Source organism: Paenibacillus sp. FSL R7-0189, assembly GCF_037969925.1.
GTDB lineage: Bacteria > Bacillota > Bacilli > Paenibacillales > Paenibacillaceae > Paenibacillus_AQ > Paenibacillus_AQ odorifer.
This window is the reverse complement of sequence record NZ_CP150223.1, coordinates 2,121,743-2,136,845: the sequence shown is the minus strand read 5'-3', so window position 1 is coordinate 2,136,845 and position 15,103 is coordinate 2,121,743. Positions and strand designations below refer to the sequence as shown.

The window sequence follows — 15,103 nt, the reverse complement described above, 5'->3', positions numbered from 1 at the left end:
TCCAGTCCTCCTGTTGTGTTATTTGGATAAACCACTTACCTCAGGCTGAGCGTTAATTTTATTTTTGAGTTTGTATCGATACTTTTTGAGATGTTCCCATGTATAAAGGAAGACTTCTCGTTCCATTAAAGAGCCGATTACGAAATATACAGGCAAGATGACAAAACCTAGAAGTACACCCCAGATCATAAGCCCCAGATAGGAATGGATCGGGATGTCGATGGCGGTGGTGATTAGAATAATGCCTACAAAAACTACAGCATTCGTGAGCCATCTTCTAAAAGTGACCCAAGGACTGCGGTCCAGTAAATGTTTGCTGGCATAGATTACAATATCTATGGAGCGGTATAAGAGGGCAGCTATCGTTCCCATTAGTACACCGTAAATTCCCATGAAGATTACGAAGACAATAGAAGCCACCAGATTAATGGCGGATTCCAGAATGGAACGGTTTTGTGTTTTTTTGAAATGTCCAGCGATGGTAATCACATTATTGGAAGACGTTCTGGCATTGGTTAATAATTTGATGACTACGAACAGGATCGGCAGCCACATATCAATGTAATTCACGTCGTTTACCCCAGCCGTATACAATTTCATAAAGGGTAAAATCAAAATGTAAGCCACCGTTAGAATCGAGAAGATAAGCCCCATGAAATACACTTCGTAAGCATCATAAAATTTAATAAATGCTTCTTTGCTCTCATGGTAGCTTTGCCCGAGGGCAGCCTTCACACTTCCGTTTATGGTCTGGACGATATTATCCACGATCGTAAAAATCATATTGTACATAACATAGATACTGACGATTTTTAGATTCGTAAAGATGGTTAATATAAGTACGTCCGTATTTCTAAACACCAAGTAGGAGATTTCATGGACTAATACGGAATTCTTTTGGCCAATAGCTTCATAGTCTGGTTTGAGATTCAGGTTGATCCACTTGTAATTCTTATTCATATAAATATAGAAAGCGATAATTTGAAGTAAGGTTAAGATAAAATAGGAAGCTTGAACGGCAATAATGTCCACACCTTGCAGTAATAACAGAATCCGGATCAGGCTGTTCATAATATTAGCTACAGTGACAATAGAAGTCTCTACATAGCTTTTTCCCTCCGCAGCGAGCAGGACCTTGAATTTTCCCTGAAAATAATAATTGATCGCTCCGCCCATCCCTGTAAGCAAAATAATGACCATAATCGATAATTTATCGATCTCAGAAGAGATCACCAGCGGGTACACGATGGCGAGTAGCAGTACGGCGAAGAAATAGTAAATGCCTGTTTTTTTATAATAGCTGGAGGTGGCAGCCAGAATAGAGTTAATATTGTTTTTATTATTCGAAGCTACCGGCTTATAAAGCGCTTGGATCGAGGCCGCTCCAACACCTGCTTCCAGCAGCGCCAAATAACTAATAATCTGCACAATCGAAGCGATCAACCCATTGGCCTCAGAGCCATAGTTGACCATTATCAGTCTGGGTATAAAAAAACCGAGGATGATCGTGATGAGTTGACTTCCCAGTCCAAAGGATAAGTTAAGAATGCTCCGCTTGGCTTTCATAACGAATCCCCCTTTCGTAAAGCGATAAATACGTATCTAGATGCTCGAAATGCCTTTCGGCTTGTTTTGCTTGCAATGTGACATCCATAGAGCAGGTGATCATACTTTCAAAAATCTGTGCAGGCTGGACCTGTTCCAGCGTATTGAAATCGGCATACAGACCTGTGAACCCAACATCTTTCATTACATTGATCATTTTTTTGCTGTAGGCTACGGGGAATACCGGTTTATTAAATACCCAGCCCAGAATCATTGCATGGAATCTTGAAGCCACAATAGATCTGGCATTAGCTAACACGGACAATACTTCTTCCATGTTCGTTTTATATAAATGCACTTGCATAGCATCCTTGTAGGAGGGACCGATAAGGCGCTGAATCTCTTCAATTGCCAGTTGATCGCCCTCGTGTTCGCAAAATGACATGAAATGAACCGCGTAACCTTTTTCAATGAAATAAATTGCGAGTTCTTTCATTTTTTCATAATAGAGGTTGTCAAAACCGTTCAGACCTTTCGCAGAAGGCTTAATAACGGATAAGACGATGTAATCCTCCGGTTCGTTTGGAATATCTGGCGGGTCTAGCTGAAAAATAATATCTGGGGCTAAGCGGACATTATCCAGATCCTTAAATAAATCATAAGAGTACTGTTCTCTGAAACATATATCTGTATAATCCTTGAAAATCCGCTTGTGCTCATCATAGTATTCTTGATTTGTAAAAGGACCAAAATTAGATCCTAACAGATAGTAAGGCTTATTTTGATTACGAATGACTTCTGCATTCTTGAAATGCTCTGCCCAGTGGTCTGCCTCCATGAAAATCGAGCCGCCGATATGAACGACGCCATCTGAGTGATCTGCCAGATATTTGTGAGCCACATTATGTATCTTTAGCTTCCTGCAAATATAGCCAATGCCTCTTAGAAGAAGGGAATCGGAAGGATACACTTTGAGGTTAGGGATCTCTTTGAAACATAGTTTATAGAGGCGTGGTGCGCAGATTCTGAATCTGGTATCCGGATATCTTTCGCACAGCACCTTAATAAATAGATCATCGCCCAGATTAAATTCAGTATAGGCGTATATCAGCATTTTTTTCATATTCTAGATTCCTTTCGGGTTCCGTTCCCTTTAAGTAGGTTTCGCTTGAACCTGGATAAGCCTCTCTCCACAGAGATGAATCTGTGATATAGAAGCGGGGAGATTAAAAATGTTCTGATATAAAGGGTTAATCTGCGATTATCTCCTCTATAACGTCTTATGAGTTCATCCATTTCTTGATTGAGCTTGGGATAGGTATGGTTGATGTCACGAAGTAATTCCTGAATGCTTACCCCTTCCGTACCATTTAGACAGGTTTTGAGGTTGAAAAAGTAGTTCTCAATCAGCTCCCGGTTCATTAACAATGGGGAAATCGTATCTAGTTCAGCAAAGGGATAGGTTTTGAAATATTCATCCACCCTTTTAAAAGCATCCACTACATCAAATTTATTCACGTTATAGCTGTTGGAGATGGAGGAGTTTCTCTGTAAATAAAATGATAGTATATCCGGGATTGAGATGACTCTGGCCGCTCTGGACAAGGCTTTGTAGATGAACTCTTGATCCTCTCCATTCACACAGCGTTCTGTATAACCTAGCTCGTGGAGAAGTAGGAATTCTCGCTTATAAGCGATACTCCCTGTCCATATTCGCAAGCTCTTGTTCACGAAAATCCGCGCCAGTGCTTCACTTCCCGTCACGTCGCTGAAATCAGAGGTACAGCTCAATAGAGTTTCTCTGCCTTCGGAGACATGATTATAACCCCAGCAAATAATCTCGGGTTGTTCATCTTGGGTATAAGACTGAAGGGTTGAGACCAAGTCTGCGGAGACATAATCGTCTCCATCTACAAAAAGAACATAATTACCTGTGGCTTCAGCTAAACCCCTATTTCTAGCCGCGCTTACTCCATGATTCTCCGTTCGAATGACTTTACAGAAAAGGCCGGGATTACGCGAAAGAATCTTTTCTATAACGTTGTAAGTGTTATCCGTAGAACCATCATCTACGATGATGACCTCGAAATGCGGATCGCTTTGGTCAAGGAGTGAATTGAACATAGGGGTTATATACTGCTCTATATTGTATACCGGGATCACAAGGCTTAGATTCATGGGCTCGCTCCTTTCCTGTGTAAAACGGGACGATAAGCTATCTTAAGCTTACCCCTCGTATGAAAAGATTGTATATACTACTTTAGTTTACTTATTGCTGGCTCTACTCGTTGTAGCATCATGTGAATAATAATTATTACAATATGTAAAATGAAAATATTATGGTTTGGTTTAACATAGATAGAAAGCCAACAAAACGTTCGAAGCGGAGGGATCTGGGATGCAGCTGCAAAAAATATTCGTGAACGGTGAGAGACTGAAGAGTACAATCGAGGCATTTGCCGATTATGGGCGTACAGATAAAAATGGCGTGACCCGATTATCGCTGACGGAAGAGGATATTAAAGTTCGGGATTATTTTCGTGCCTGTTGTGAAGAGCTCGGAATGTCTGTGAAGATGGATGATATGGGGACGATGTATGCCACATTGGCAGGCGAAACTTCCGGGCCTCCGATTGTGATTGGCTCGCATATGGATACTGTGAAAAAAGGGGGCAGATTTGATGGCGTCCTAGGGGTTATCGCGGGTCTAGAGGTTGTGCGGACGCTTGTAGATCACGGGATTAAGCCGAAGGTTCCGGTGACGATTATGAATTTTACGAATGAAGAGGGGGCACGTTTTGAGCCATCGATGATGGCCTCTGGTGTGTTGTCCGGAAAGTTTGATAAAAGTGTTATGTTGAACAAAAAGGATCCAGCGGGCATTAGCTTTGGTGAAGCGCTGGAGAAGAGTGGATATAAGGGAGAGATGAGCAATCGTATCACCGAAGCCACCGCTTATTTGGAGCTTCATATCGAGCAAGGGCCTGTTCTTGAAAAAGAGGAGCAGGCGATTGGGCTGGTTAACTGTGTAGTTGGTATGGCCTGTTACGAGATTGAGGTGACGGGAGAATCTGATCATGCGGGCACAACCCCCATGGCGATGCGCAAAGATGCTTTGTTTGCTGCCACAGACCTGATTATTGAGCTGCGGAGCAAGCTGGGGGCGCTCGATTCCGAGCTTGTGTATACCATGGGCAGAATGAATGTGCTTCCTAATATCCATACCGTCATTCCCAATAAAGTGATTTTCACCATTGAAGCCAGACATAAAGATATGGAGATTGTGCGTGAAGTGGAAGCCATTATTAACGGTTTGCCAGAGCAACTGCTGGATTGTGAAGTAAGCAAAACTAAGCTTTGGGGCCGAGATACGGTGTGGTTTGATCAGAATGTGTGTGATTTGGTGGAGCAAGCGGCTCAAACCTTAGGTTATTCCAGTCGAAAGATCGCAAGTGGTGCAGGGCATGATGCACAGTTCGTAGCCAGCTTTCTGCCATCCGCAATGGTGTTCGTGCCTAGCGTGAATGGTAAAAGCCATTGTGAAGAGGAACTAACCTCTTATGAAGACTGCGAAAAAGGGGTAAATGTAGTGTTAGAAACAGTGATGTTGTTATTATCAAGATAGTTCATGTAACTTAATATAACATTATGCGATATGGTAGTCACTTTAATTTCATACAAAATCGTCAAAAAGGCACTCTATAGGGTGTCTTTTTTTATGAGATAATAAAGATGGTTGTGTTGAGTACCAAAGTGGTTAAAGATTAATGGGCAGTTAAGTCAGATCCTTTGTGTAAAAACACAATCATGGTAGATAATATTTTAATTTTTTAACAAAATGGGAATGCTAATCATATGTTATTATTCTTTACATAAGGGATCTACATTAGATGGGAGAGATGAATGATGATTATCGGAGTACCTAAAGAAATTAAAAACAATGAAAATCGTGTTGCCATAACCCCTGCGGGTGTAGTTAGTTTAATTACTGAAGGTCATCAAGTGCTCGTAGAAGCTGGAGCCGGTGTGGGCAGTGGATTTCCTAACGAAGAGTATGTCTCTGCCGGAGCACAACTGATTGAGGATGCAGCAAAAGTCTGGAGCTCCGCTGAAATGGTGATGAAGGTAAAAGAACCATTGGCAACGGAGTACCCCTATTTCCGTCCAGGCCTTATTCTATTTACGTATCTTCATCTTGCTCCAGAGCCTGCCTTGGCTGCTGCGCTTAAAGACAAAGGTGTCTTTGCGATCGGATATGAGACGGTTGTTCATGGACGCACCTTGCCGCTGTTAACACCGATGAGCGAAGTAGCTGGCCGGATGTCCGTCCAATTGGGAGCGCAGTTCCTGCAAAAGAACTACGGCGGACAAGGTATTCTTCTTTCCGGTGTTCCTGGCGTTAGCCGAGGTAAAGTGAGTATTATTGGCGGCGGTGTAGTAGGTACTAATGCAGCTAAAATGGCTATTGGCTTAGGTGCAGATGTTACGATAGTTGACCTCAGTGCGGAGAGACTACGTCAATTAGATGACATTTTTGGAGCACAGATCAATACGTTGATCTCTAACCGTTATAATATTGCGAAAGCAGTGGCTGAAGCCGATCTGCTGGTAGGTGCCGTGTTAATTCCGGGTGCCAAAGCACCGAAGCTGGTTACCGAAGAAATGGTCAAGACCATGAAGCCGGGATCGGTGATTGTCGACGTGGCCATTGACCAAGGTGGCATTGTAGAAACCATCGACAGAGTGACGACACATGATAATCCCGTGTTTGTGAAACACGGCGTGCTGCATTATTCCGTGGCTAATATGCCGGGCGCTGTTCCTAAGACCTCAACTATTGCCTTAACAAATGTTACAGTTCCATATGCCCTGCAAATTGCCAATAAAGGTGTGATCAAGGCGATTCAGGATAATGACGGCCTAAGAAGCGGCGTGAATGTAGCCAATGGCAGAATCACCTGCCAAGCTGTTGCCGAAGCGTTGGGTGAGACACCTTATTCGGTTGAGCAAGCCATGGAGCAGACATTCACATTGATCTAAAATAGACACGTTCCATAATGGAATGAGCCAAACAGCAAGCTCTCTGCGGGGAGCTTGCTGTTTGGCGTTTCTTGCGGAGGAGATCGGGTGGAAGTTTGTCAGTACGGTGTTAAAGTAAATAGATTGCGTTTCAGTGTGATTAGATACATTAGGTGTTTGCTCGTGTGGTGTGATGGTGGAAAGATTACGTAGTGAAGTTGGCTAGAACAGGCTAGTTTTGATTAGTTTTTGCTTCTGCGATGGTGAAAGCTTTGATGGAGAGATGCTTTAGGGAAATTCTCCCTAAAAAAACGCGAAAATAGCTTATAAATGCTGTTATTAGGGAATTCCTCCCTAAAAAGCGAGGAATACGCCTGTTTATACGCAAAACGGAAGAAAATCAGGGAGGATTTCCCCAATTATGATCGTGTGATGCTTAAAGTGCAGAATATTAGGGAGGATTTCCCTACTTATGATCGTGTGATGATTAAAACACAGAATTTCCGGGGGTTATTCCCTAAAAACCATTTATAACATTCGGTAAACACCAACAACTATTAAACCTTCCCAAACACCCCGACAAAACTCCCCACCAAACATCCCACACCACCCCCAACAAAACCCCCACCAAACATCCCCGTCCCAAACACCTTCCTCAACTAGCCGATCTCGTCCCTCACCTAAACCAGCTATTTATCTTATAGTCAGTTAGGGGGATGCATACTATAATGAAATCACTCTAGAGTACAGGATTTGGTTATTCTTCAGGTGGGAGTGAAGCTAGTGACAGATAAAGATCCATTATTTGATCGTTTTTTCGACAGTATGGAATCATTGGCGGATACGATAAGTGAATCGCTACAGTCTCAAGTTACCATCGAGGACAGCAATCATCATGTGATTGGCTACAGCTCGCATGAATTTGAGAGTGACTCCGCGCGGATTTCAACGATTATCGGGAAGCGTGTACCTAACGCTGTGATTATTGGCTTGCGCAAAAAAGGGATTATGCAGCAGCTGGAGAGCGCGGCACATCCCATTCGAATTCCTGCGGTGCTGGAGGTGGGACTTGGCCCCCGGCTGGCCATTTGTATTAAACATCAAAAGGAAATTCTCGGGTACATATGGGTAGTAGATACAGGCAACCTGGTAGAAGGGCATGCCGAAAATATCGTTGAGAAAGCGGCAGGTATCGTAGGTCGTTATTTACTTAAGCAGCGAGGCTGGAAAACGAAGCAGGACAAAACGCATGAGGATTTTTTCTGGAAGCTGATTACCTCCCACTACGACAACGAAGCAAATATTAAAAAGGATGCGGAATTTTGGTCCATTCTTTTGCCGGAAAAATATTATATTAGCGTGTTTGAGAGTGACAAGGTAATCGATGATCATTTAATACTCCGGTTTCGGCAGGTTATGGCTTCTTATTCCGGCCTGCAATTATTATTTCTGACGGCTGAGCATAATCGGCTGATTATTTTGTTTTCTTTCAGCTTTGTGATCGAAGGGGCGGGTGGATTATCTTCATTCCTGCATAAAACAATGGAGGATATGTATAAGAGTGAAGGCTGCACACTGGCTGCTGGCTGTAGTCTCGATTACACCGAATATATGTCCGCGGCTATTGCCTATTGGGAAGCGGTATCCATTGTGGAGATCAAAAAGCTGCTGCCTTTTCATGGGCGGGAGTTGCTATTGTACGAGGAGATTGGATTTTGGGCATATATACCGGCTATTATGGAGCAAAAGCGCAGTCGAATTCGTAAAAGCCCGTTGCTATATCCGCTAAAAGAACATGATCGCGAGCATAAAAGTGATTTTCTCAAAACCATCGCTGTCTATTTATCATTAAGCGGCAATTTAAAGGAATCCGCGGCTTTTTTACATATACACACTAATACATTGCTTTATAGATTAAACCGAATCGCAGAGATTACGGGCAAAAGCTTGAAGGATACGGGTTATCGGACTTCTATTTTCCTCGATATTTTGACGGAAGAGACACGGCAGCTTAACCAATGGTTTGCCGATGCCTGGGAATCATGAGAATTAAGCACCAACCCGGTGACGAACACGTACAATAACCTATATTTAGAACCTATAACATTGGAGGGACTAAGCATGGTGAAGGAAGTTCGTTCACCCGATGCCCTTGACTTTGAACGCAAAATGAGAGAAAGCATCGTGGAATCGGCTGAAGCTTTAAATGAAAGTGGAGTGGATTTTGCAACATTTGATGATTCCCGCTGTAATCCGCTGTTTTGGACACGTACAGAGATTGGTGGACTTCAGCTGAACGCTGGCGTGGAACCCACAGTGGGGATTAAAGATATTTTTCGGAATGGACATTTATATGCCTTCGAATGCGCGACAGCCATGGTTATTGTTTTGTATAGGGCGACAATTGAAGCTATAGGTGAAGGAGTCTTTAATAAGTATTTTAAGGACTTGTTCTTATGGGACTGGAATTATGACGAGAATTTACGCTTAATCACAAACTACAACAAGGACCACACGCAGCGGGGAGACGTTGTATATTTCAAGAATCCCGATCATGCTCCGAGCAAGCCAGAATGGCAGGGCGAGAATGCAATTAAGCTTGAAAATGATCTGTTCTACGGCCATGGCATAGGGATTACTACTGGAGAGATCATCATAGACTCTCTGAATCAGGAAAGAGTATATGGGAGTGATATCTCGGCCTATTTAACGGATGAATCGGTGCATCCAGACTTTAATTACTTACAGCGGTTATCTGCAGGAACGGTTTTACCGGCAGCCAACAATAGAAGCTTCCGATACACTGTATGTTCAAGAATAGGGTCTAGAAACTATATTTATAAGATATAGCGTCTGCCTATTTTATACTTACTGAGCAATGCAAAGAGAGGGCACTTTTGTATTGTTCATTTTTTATTCACAAAAGAAAGGGATGGAGCTTCAGATAACTCTGAAAACTCTATCCCTCTTTTTTAATTAAGGACTACCACGTCGTTTCTAATTTGTTATAGCTCAATAAAATCGTTGCGGAATTTCTCGAAATCAGATTTTCTGCATTCCAGCTCAAGGCGTGTGCCTGTTTCTTCATAGCTAGTAGATTGAACATGGGCATGTTCATTGAAATAAGAGACTACATTACCCCGATCAAATGGAACCAGAATCTCGCACTGGACATAGTCCGTAAAAACATGGCTGCGGATCAGAGCGGTAAGTTCAGCCATTCCACTATTTTGCTTGGCGGAAAGGTAGACATTGTCACCTTCAATTTGCGGGTAAGGCAAATCAGTCAGATCAGCCTTATTATAGGCATAGATCGTTGGAATCTGGTCAGCGCCGAGTGCTTTAAGCGTCTCATCCGTAACCGCCATATGCTGTTGATGCTGCGGATCGGAAATATCGACTACGTGAATCAATAAGTCCGCTTCGGTAACCTCTTCAAGAGTGGAGCGGAACGCTTTGACCAGATGATGGGGAAGCTGGCTGACGAATCCGACAGTATCTGTTAATAAAAAGGTTTTGTGATCAGGCAGCTCAATGCTGCGAACCGATGTCTCTAGTGTAGCGAACAGCATATCCTTGGCGAATACTTGTTTATTGGAACCTGGATGGTAAGTCTCTACCATGACATTCATTAAGCTGGACTTTCCGGTGTTCGTATAGCCTACAAGGCAGACGACGGGAACTTCATTTTTATGCCGTTGTTTCCGCTGGATTTGACGTCTTGCTACTTGTTGCTGCAGTTCAACCTGTAAAGCAGTGATCCGCTCTTCAATTCTTCTGCGGTCCAGCTCTAGCTTGGTTTCACCCGCACCTCTGTTTTTAAGTCCAGCTCCGCCACCTTGTCTGCCCAGCGACTCACGAAGACCTGTGAGGCGCGGCAGCATATATTGCAGCTTGGCTACTTCAACTTGCAGCTGTGCTTCCTTGGTCTTCGCTCTTTCCGCAAAAATATTCAAGATTAGAATGGTCCGGTCAATGACCTGACGGTCCAGTGCGGACTCCAAATTGCGGATCTGTGAAGGTGACAGTTCGTCGTTAAAAATAACAATAGGAGCATCGTGTGCTTCTAAAAGTGCTGATAATTCCTCGATTTTACCTGTCCCGATATAATGGGAGGGGTTAATTCGACTTGCCTTTTGACTAAGCTCTCCTACGACTTCAAGGTCACAGGCAGCTGCCAGATTGCTCAGCTCTTCCATCGAATAGGCGAAATTCGTTTCGTTCTGAAGCTGGACACCGACTATAATTGCTTTTTCTCGTATTTGTTCCATATATTTATTCATCCTCCAATAGTAAATAATAAACGCAAAAAAACACAGGCAATCTGCCTGTGCTTACGGTTCGTTAGAGGACGTCAGAGTTAGGGCCTTCCATAGGTAGAATGAATTAAACAACAGTCCAGTCGCAGGGAAGAGGCACTTTGATCCCTTGCGAGCAGCAGTTGGCTAATCGGCTTCTATGGATGTTCAATTCTTAAAGGAATGGAGGTGAAGAGAATCCTCCCTACACGCTGTTGTTAAATTATCGGGTTACCTTTAAAAATGGGTAGACCAATCCTGAGTCCTCTGCACATGGGCAGAGCTTTAGCGCTATTCAATTAGCCGCGCAAAGTTCTAACTCGGATAAAGTCTATCACACGTAACCCTCCGTTCATAAAAAGTTAAGTCGAGTTTACCACATTCGTTATTTAGTGGCAAATCTCTATTTAGGCTCTGGAACATCTCTTGTATTTTAATTACATCCAATAATTCTAAACAATGTTTACATATCATATATGAATTGATATATAGGAGGTGTGATGACATTGCCTGTTCTGTCCACAAACACCATTATTAATTTACCTGTCGACGGTACTCGGCCAATAGATCAAGTAGTGATCAAAGTTGTTAACAATGGATCGGCTGGCGCGTTTTGTTATATTACGGGCTTATCCAATAGTGTCAGTCCCCAGGCCATTTTTGTTGAAGAGTTATTTGAGCTGCAATATCAGGAGACCTTAAGCAAGACCTATGTCATGGTAGAGGATTTATTCCAATTTAATTTTGTATATTCGCAGGAGCAGATGAAGATTCAGGTTTTTCTTGTTGATGTGGACGGTGTATGGACCGCCGTTGATCTTGAAGTGTTTCAAGTGAGCCGGATAACTTCGGAAATACGTGATAACGTGTCTGTTACATCGACTGACTTCGCAGCAATCAGCTTTATGAGGCGTCCCGGCTTTGCTATTCCACAAGGTCTTGCGGCTGAGATTCGACCGGCAGCTTTAGATGTTATGTCCAAAAGACCAGTGCGCTATATGATCGTTGCAGGCGGGACACTTGATGGGACCTTCGAGAATTATCCTACACCGACTACGAATATTCCTGCCACGGACACGGCACTGCTAGTGAACTATACCTGCACTACGGTCACGGGTGGAAAAGTTATTATGCAAGGTACAGGATCAGGGATTTCTGGTGCGTATGCGAATCTGGCGGTCAATTTGCTTAATGAGCGACTCTCATACGAGTTCCATGATGAACCTGTCACATTGGTGGTAAACTCCCTCTCGGGCGGGGATGATCTCGCAGTCACCTTTAAAATGTCCGAGCAATGGTAATTATTCTTGTGAAAAAGGAACATTCGCATCTACGCGAATGTTCCTTTTGCTAGTCATTTAAGTCTCTACGCAAGGTAAAGAGATCTTTCAGAGCCTCAGTGGACAGCTCGGTAATCCAGCCTTCTGAGCTGGAGATCACATTGTCGCTGAGCTGCTGCTTATTCTCCAGCATTTCATCAATCCGTTCTTCGAGTGTACCCAGGGCGATGAACTTATGCACCTGGACATCACGAGTCTGGCCCATGCGGTAAGCGCGGTCAGTTGCCTGATTCTCCACCGCTGGATTCCACCAGCGGTCGAAGTGGAATACGTGATTGGCTGCAGTTAAGTTCAGGCCAACTCCCCCAGCTTTGAGTGAAAGGATGAATACATTCGGCTGATCAGACGGCGGTGCGTCTGGACGTGTAGACCCATCTTCCGCAGCAGGGGCTGGTGTCTGAAACCGCTCGATCATACGGTCGCGCGCCTGTTTGGAGGTGCTTCCGTTCAAATAAAGGACAGGTTCGCCCAGCTCCTGCTGGAGAACCGCCTGAAGCATTTTTCCCATACCCACATATTGAGTAAAAATCAGGCAGCGCTCGTCTTCCGCGCGCAGCTCCTTGACCATATCCAGCAGTCTTTCGAGTTTGGAGGAACGGTTAATAAGAAAGCTGGTATCCAGCTTGTTGTCCGTATCCAGTTCAGGGATAGCCTCTTTTGTTACAAGCATCGGGTGATCGCATAGCTGCTTAAGCCCGGTCAGAGCTCCAAGAATTGCCCCTTTGCGCTCAATGCCTTCCAGCTTCTTCATCCGTTCCAAGAGTCCATTTACGGTCTGATCGTAAAGCGCTGCTTGCTCGGCAGTCAGATGAACATAGGTTTTCATTTCGTTTTTATCAGGTAGATCGAGCTGTATATTAGGGTCTTTTTTCTTGCGGCGCAGCATGAAAGGTTTCACTAGATTTTGTAGGTCCGCTGTACGTTTCGCGTCGTGTTCCTTCTCAATAGCATTCGTGAATCGGTCATTAAAAGACTTGGCGCTGCCCAGATAACCTGGGGTTATAAAATCATAAATGGACCACAGCTCGGATAATCTGTTCTCTATAGGCGTCCCTGTTAAGGCAACCCGGTGTAGTGCTGGAAAACTACGTACAGCAGCGGATTGTTTGGTTTGGGCATTTTTAATATTTTGAGCTTCATCCAGGCAGATCGTCGCCCAAGTGAATTCCTTCAGCAGCTCCTGGTCAAGCGCGGCAGTCGCATAAGAGGTGAGTACCACATCGGCTTGCGAAGCTGCGCCATAGAAGAATCCTGCGTCCAGACGGCGGCTTCCGTAATGAAGCATAACATTCAACGAAGGCGCGAAGCGTTGCAGCTCCTTCTGCCAATTGCCTAACACGGAGGTCGGGCAGATGATCAATGAAGGCCAACCTGGTGGGTCGGTCTGCCGCCGGGCTGAGCTTGCATCCGTGTTCTCTTGGATGTGTAGCAGATAGGCGATGAGCTGTACTGTTTTGCCTAGTCCCATATCATCGGCTAGGCAGGCCCCCAGCCCAAAGCGGCGCAGAAAGGTCAGCCAAGCGAATCCTTCATGCTGATAGGTGCGCAGCTCCGCCTTAAGGCTTGCAGGTACGGGCGGCTTAGGCCATTCTGAGCGCTGGCCCAGCTGACCGATAAGGCTGATCAAATGCTCGTTCAGCTCTACCTCCAGACGCAGACGCGCGGCATCCTCTTGCAGCTGCTCTTCCGTAGCTTCAGCGTCTGCCTCTTCACCTGCTCCTAGCAAATGGAGCTGAAGCACGTCTTGGAAGGACAAGCCTTGCGACTTGTCCATTCCCGCCATGGCTCTTTGGATCTGCGCCAGCAGAGCCGGATCGAGTGAGACCCATTTGCCCTTGAAGCGGACGAGCCGTTCCCCTCTTGCGACCAGCTCGGCAAATTCGGCCTCAGTGAGATCCGCGTCGCCGATGGAGATGCGCCAATCGAAATCGATGATCGAATCGAGACCGAACAGCGACTCACCGCCGCTGCGTTTGTCTTCGCCGGAGCTGATCTTTGCGCGCAGGCGCGGCTTTTTCCGGCTGGCGGCTTCCCACCACGCCGGCAGCAGCACTTGCCAGCCTGCTTCCAGCAGCCGCTGGCTCTCGGCCGTCAAGAACCGCCAAGCGATGGCATCGCTGAGAGGTTCGGCCAGCACATCGCCGCCCGCCGCGAAGCGCTCGGGCGGCAGACTGCCGCGGAGGCGCTCCAGCCATCCCGCGGCCCGTTCATGCACGTGAGCCGACCACGCGGCCGGCCACAAGCCGTACGGCTCGCCGTTATCGGCGAGCCTGATGGGAACAAGCGCGGATTCATCGCGCTTGTCCTGAAGGATCAGCTGCAGCCGCCAATAGGATTCATCCTCATCGGGCTCCAGCAGCTGTAGAGCGGGCCGGAAAGGCGCGGTGTCCGCCTTCCAGCCAATGGCGATAAGCCACGCAGCGGTATCCATGCCCGCTGCAAGTGCTCCGCTTCTATCGAAGAAAAGCGGGAATTCGCTGCGGAGGTCGCCGGCCTCGGCCTCCGTGCTGTAATAGCGCTGCGATACGGCGGCAGAGAACGCCGCACGTAATCCACGGCTAAATTCGCTGCCGCCATTTAGCGCCTCAAGGGCTCCCTTAGCAGTGTCACTGTCCACTGCCACCTGCGCAAGAGCCCCCTCGTCCCAAGTCCATTGCAGCCTCCCGGCGCGGTAGGCGGAGATGTCGGGAATATACTGTTTGTGCTCCAGACATATAGCCAGAAGTGGCGCCAGTTCTGTGAGGTGGGCGGCATCGCCCTCCCAGCTCCATTCGATATGCGTCAAAAGCTTCTGCTCGGCAAAGAAGGGGATGACCTGCTCAGCAGGGAGAATCACTAGCTCCACGCCTTCGCCAGCGGGCTGCACGGTTAACTCCGTACCATAAAAAGACGCCTCATGCC

General features: G+C 45.7%; 11 protein-coding genes. 6 read left to right on the top strand and 5 right to left on the bottom strand.

Going from position 1 to position 15,103, the window contains the following annotated elements:
• Positions 1 to 18: 18 nt before the first annotated feature.
• From MKY63_RS09135 to MKY63_RS09125, 3 genes are read right to left on the bottom strand one after another with little or no spacing between them, the layout of a single operon-like run.
• Positions 19 to 1,566 carry a sugar isomerase gene (locus MKY63_RS09135; protein ID WP_038568214.1) on the bottom strand — a complete coding sequence of 516 codons (1,548 nt, stop codon included), beginning with the start codon at positions 1,564 to 1,566 and terminating at the stop codon, positions 19 to 21.
• The gene (locus MKY63_RS09130; protein WP_076141422.1) at positions 1,541 to 2,668 is read right to left on the bottom strand and encodes a polysaccharide pyruvyl transferase family protein; all 1,128 of its coding nucleotides are present in this window, start codon (positions 2,666 to 2,668) and stop codon (positions 1,541 to 1,543) included. The genes MKY63_RS09135 and MKY63_RS09130 overlap by 26 nt, the downstream gene beginning before the upstream one ends.
• On the bottom strand, positions 2,665 to 3,723 hold the full coding sequence (locus tag MKY63_RS09125; protein WP_326046949.1) for a glycosyltransferase family 2 protein: 1,059 nt from the start codon (positions 3,721 to 3,723) through the stop codon (positions 2,665 to 2,667). The genes MKY63_RS09130 and MKY63_RS09125 overlap by 4 nt, the downstream gene beginning before the upstream one ends.
• Before the next feature lie 220 nt (positions 3,724 to 3,943).
• Between MKY63_RS09125 and MKY63_RS09120 the strand changes: the two genes are divergently transcribed.
• The 4 genes from MKY63_RS09120 (at position 3,944) to MKY63_RS09105 (ending at position 9,414) form a co-directional block, all read left to right on the top strand.
• Positions 3,944 to 5,170, top strand: coding sequence for a Zn-dependent hydrolase (locus tag MKY63_RS09120; RefSeq protein WP_326046948.1), 1,227 nt, complete (start codon positions 3,944 to 3,946; stop codon positions 5,168 to 5,170).
• A 281-nt stretch (positions 5,171 to 5,451) separates the two neighbouring features.
• Positions 5,452 to 6,585, top strand: coding sequence for an alanine dehydrogenase (ald, locus tag MKY63_RS09115; RefSeq protein ID WP_076107330.1), 1,134 nt, complete (start codon positions 5,452 to 5,454; stop codon positions 6,583 to 6,585).
• 762 nt (positions 6,586 to 7,347) lie between these two features.
• Positions 7,348 to 8,610 carry a helix-turn-helix domain-containing protein gene (locus tag MKY63_RS09110; RefSeq protein ID WP_339812566.1) on the top strand — a complete coding sequence of 421 codons (1,263 nt, stop codon included), beginning with the start codon at positions 7,348 to 7,350 and terminating at the stop codon, positions 8,608 to 8,610.
• A gap of 75 nt (positions 8,611 to 8,685) precedes the next feature.
• Entirely contained in the window at positions 8,686 to 9,414 is a 729-nt protein-coding gene (locus MKY63_RS09105; protein WP_076107334.1) for a protein-glutamine gamma-glutamyltransferase, read from the top strand.
• 155 nt (positions 9,415 to 9,569) lie between these two features.
• On the opposite strand, the gene hflX is transcribed toward MKY63_RS09105, so the two are convergent.
• A complete protein-coding gene (hflX, locus tag MKY63_RS09100; RefSeq protein WP_036687269.1) occupies positions 9,570 to 10,835 on the bottom strand; it encodes a GTPase HflX in 1,266 nt (421 codons plus the stop codon).
• A gap of 527 nt (positions 10,836 to 11,362) precedes the next feature.
• Here hflX and MKY63_RS09095 point away from each other — a divergent pair.
• A complete protein-coding gene (locus MKY63_RS09095) occupies positions 11,363 to 12,163 on the top strand; it encodes a hypothetical protein (protein ID WP_036687271.1) in 801 nt (266 codons plus the stop codon).
• Positions 12,164 to 12,212: 49 nt separating this feature from the next.
• Here MKY63_RS09095 and MKY63_RS09090 read toward each other — a convergent pair whose 3' ends face one another.
• Complete coding sequence (locus tag MKY63_RS09090; protein WP_339812562.1) at positions 12,213 to 14,339, bottom strand: DEAD/DEAH box helicase; 2,127 nt, start codon at positions 14,337 to 14,339, stop codon at positions 12,213 to 12,215.
• A 564-nt stretch (positions 14,340 to 14,903) separates the two neighbouring features.
• On the opposite strand from MKY63_RS09090, the gene MKY63_RS09085 reads away from it, so the two are divergent.
• Positions 14,904 to 15,041 (top strand): hypothetical protein, encoded by a 138-nt coding sequence (locus MKY63_RS09085; RefSeq protein ID WP_339812559.1) that lies wholly within the window; start codon positions 14,904 to 14,906, stop codon positions 15,039 to 15,041.
• Positions 15,042 to 15,103 lie beyond the last annotated feature (62 nt).

Excerpts from the sequence above, each read along its gene's own strand:
- MKY63_RS09135 (WP_038568214.1), bottom strand. The coding sequence starts at position 1,566 with ATGAAAGCCAAGCGGAGCATTCTTAACTTATCCTTTGGACTGGGAAGT.
- MKY63_RS09130 (WP_076141422.1), bottom strand. The coding sequence starts at position 2,668 with ATGAAAAAAATGCTGATATACGCCTATACTGAATTTAATCTGGGCGAT.
- MKY63_RS09125 (WP_326046949.1), bottom strand. The coding sequence starts at position 3,723 with ATGAATCTAAGCCTTGTGATCCCGGTATACAATATAGAGCAGTATATA.
- MKY63_RS09120 (WP_326046948.1), top strand. The coding sequence starts at position 3,944 with ATGCAGCTGCAAAAAATATTCGTGAACGGTGAGAGACTGAAGAGTACA.
- ald (WP_076107330.1), top strand. The coding sequence starts at position 5,452 with ATGATTATCGGAGTACCTAAAGAAATTAAAAACAATGAAAATCGTGTT.
- MKY63_RS09105 (WP_076107334.1), top strand. The coding sequence starts at position 8,686 with ATGGTGAAGGAAGTTCGTTCACCCGATGCCCTTGACTTTGAACGCAAA.
- hflX (WP_036687269.1), bottom strand. The coding sequence starts at position 10,835 with ATGGAACAAATACGAGAAAAAGCAATTATAGTCGGTGTCCAGCTTCAG.
- MKY63_RS09095 (WP_036687271.1), top strand. The coding sequence starts at position 11,363 with ATGACATTGCCTGTTCTGTCCACAAACACCATTATTAATTTACCTGTC.